We start from the raw sequence: 2,773 nt of genomic DNA, 5'->3' as shown, positions 1-2,773 counted from the left end.
GGTGATGGAGAAAAGCTGGGTGTAGTCGGGGACCCAGAAGATGAGGGCGAGGTTCAGCCCGTTCTCGCCGAAATTGGTAAAGTAGGCCTGGGGTGCGGGGTCGGTGAGCACGCCGGGAACCGCTGCCGCGGCACCGGTCAGCACCAGCTTGGCGTTCTCCACGTCGGTCCCGTAGGAGACCTGAACGTTGATCCGGCCGGTCACCCGGCTGTCCGGGAAGGCCATGTTGACCACGGTGGAGTTGCACAGCTCTGAGTTGGGAACCACCATGAAGGTGTTGTCGCCGCTCTTGATCTTGGTGCTTCTAAGGCCGACGTCGATCACGTCCCCGATCTGCCCGCCCAAGGAGATCCGGTCGCCGATCCTGAAGGGGCGATCGATCATCAGCGTGAAGCCGGAGATCATGTTGGCGAGGGTGTCCTTGGCGGCCAGACCTATGGCCAGCGAGCCGACACCCAGCGCAGTGACCAGCGAGAGGATGTCGTAGTTGAAATGTTTGAGGGTGATGACCAGCGCGGTGCCGAACAGGAAGATGGCGCAGAGCTTCTGCACCAGCGGGATCAGCTGGCGGCTCATGTCCGGGCTCAGCCGGCCGCTGTAACGGGTAAGCAGTTCGTCCAGCACCCGGTTGATGATGTTGGTGACGATGCCGACGTTGACGATGAAGACCACGCCGGCGGCGATGGCCGGCAGACGCTCGGGGAGCGGCAGCCGCCTGATCATCAGGTAGAGGCCCGCGCAGTTGGTCAAAAGCGCGGCGGGCTCGGAGATCCGCTGCAGCATCCGTTCGACGAGGTCGTGGCCGGAGACCGCGGTGTACCTGACGCCAAGCCGCGCCAGCACGAGCCGGAGCAGCTTGGAGAGCAGGTAGAAGACGACCAGGATCGCTACCGAGATGAGCGCCTGCTTGGCCCAGAAGAGGAAGAAGACGTCCCCCTCGTCCGGCGCCAGATAGGAGAGGAAGTTGGAAAGGAAGTTATCCACCAAAGACCCTCGTGAAGATGGTGTCCACGTGTTTCATGTGATAGCCGAGGTCGAACGCTTCCTTGATCTCCTCGGCGGGGAGGAAGCCGGTCACTTCGGCGTCGTTCAACAGCTCGGTCTGGAAGTCCTTACCTTCTTCCCATACCTTCATGGCGTTTCTCTGCACCAGGGCGTAGGCCTTCTCGCGGGAGGCGCCCGCCTCGGCCAGCTTCAGAAGCACGCGCTGGGAGAAGATCAGGCCGCGCATCTGGTTCAGGTTGCGCATCATGTTTTCCGGGTAGACCACCAGGTTCTCGATCAGGCCGATGGCGCGGTTGAGCATGAAGTCCATCAGGATGGTGGCGTCCGGGCCGATGATGCGTTCCACCGAGGAGTGGGAGATGTCGCGCTCGTGCCAGAGGGCCACGTTTTCCATGGCGGAGACGGCGTAGCCGCGGATCAGGCGGGCCAGGCCGGTCAGGTTCTCGGAGAGCACCGGGTTACGCTTGTGCGGCATGGCGGAGGAGCCCTTCTGCCCCTTGGAGAAGAACTCCTCGGCTTCCAGCACCTCGGTACGCTGCAGGTGCCTGATCTCCACGGCGAACTTCTCGATGGAGGAGGCCACGATGGCCAGGGCGGAGAAGTACTCGGCGTGGCGGTCGCGCTGCAGCACCTGGGTGGAGCAGGGAGCGGGTTTGAGTCCCGCCTTCTTGCAGACGTACTCTTCGACCTGCGGGTCGATGTTGGCGAAGGTGCCCACCGCGCCGGAGAGCTTGCCGTAGGCGATGGTGTCCAGTGCGGCCTGCATCCTCTTCAGGTTCCTGGCCATCTCGTCGTACCAGAGGGCCATCTTGAGGCCGAAGGTGACCGGCTCGGCGTGGATGCCGTGCGAGCGCCCCATCTGCGGGGTCATCTTGTGCTCGTAGGCGCGCTTCTTGATCACCTCCATCAGCTTCTTGATGTCGGCGACGATCAGCTCGCCCGACTCTTTCAGCAGCATGGCGAAGGAGGTGTCCAGGACGTCGGAGGAGGTGAGCCCCAGGTGCACGAAGCGGGAATCCTCGCCGATGTAGTCGGCCACCGAGGTCAGGAAGGCGATCACGTCGTGCTTTACGGTGCGCTCGATCTCGTCGATGCGCGGCACGTCGAAGTTGGCCTTGGCCTTGATGCGCTCGACCGCCTCCTTGGGGATCCTCCCCATCTCGGCGTGCGCCTCACAGGCGTAGATCTCGATTTCCAGCCACTTGCGGTAACGGTTCTCCGGTTCCCAGATGCGGGCCATCTCCGGCCTGCTGTAACGTTCAATCACTGTTTTCCCCCTTACGAGCTTGTGCTGTGGATTTATTCTCTAAACTGAACCGGAGCAACTTCAATGAAGTTGCCCCGGCGACGGTTATCATTAAACTATAGATACTACCTTGGGCGGCATCAAATGTCGAGCATTCCGGCGACCTGGTGCTGGCACCCGACGAAGACCGCCGGGGCGCAGAGCTGCTGGCAGTTGAGAAGCCCCTGGGCGCTGGCCAGCGCCAGCGAGGGATCGTTGTTCACCTCGGAGAGGTGGGAGAGGAAGACCCCCTCCAGCCCAGGGTGCAAGAGTTCCTCCAGCAGCGCCGCCCCCTGGGCGTTGGAGAGGTGCCCGTGGCGTGAGCGGATCCGCTGCTTGAGGTGCCAGGGATAGGGGCCGTCCAGGAGCATCTGCTCGTCGTGGTTGAACTCCAGGACCAGCGCCCGGCACCCCCTGAGCTTGTCGTGCACCAACCGGGTGGCGACACCTAGGTCGGTGGCGAAGCCGATCCCCCCCTCGCCA

3 protein-coding genes are annotated in these 2,773 nt (G+C 63.0%); all 3 read right to left on the bottom strand.

The features are described 5' to 3' along the window. A partial coding sequence (locus VJ604_RS08255; protein ID WP_324081470.1) for a mechanosensitive ion channel family protein occupies nt 1-984 on the bottom strand: 984 nt, incomplete at its 3' end. After that, the gene (gene purB, locus VJ604_RS08250; RefSeq protein WP_324081468.1) at nt 977-2,272 is read right to left on the bottom strand and encodes an adenylosuccinate lyase; all 1,296 of its coding nucleotides are present in this window, start codon (nt 2,270-2,272) and stop codon (nt 977-979) included. The genes VJ604_RS08255 and purB, both read right to left, overlap by 8 nt. Before the next feature lie 119 nt (nt 2,273-2,391). Then, nucleotides 2,392-2,773 (bottom strand): MBL fold metallo-hydrolase (locus VJ604_RS08245; protein ID WP_518517906.1); only part of this gene is annotated, 382 nt, incomplete at its 5' end.

This window comes from Geomonas sp. (assembly GCF_035254065.1).
Lineage (GTDB): Bacteria > Desulfobacterota > Desulfuromonadia > Geobacterales > Geobacteraceae > Geomonas.
Note: the sequence above shows the minus strand (reverse complement) of the source record. Positions and strands in the feature narration are given on the sequence as shown.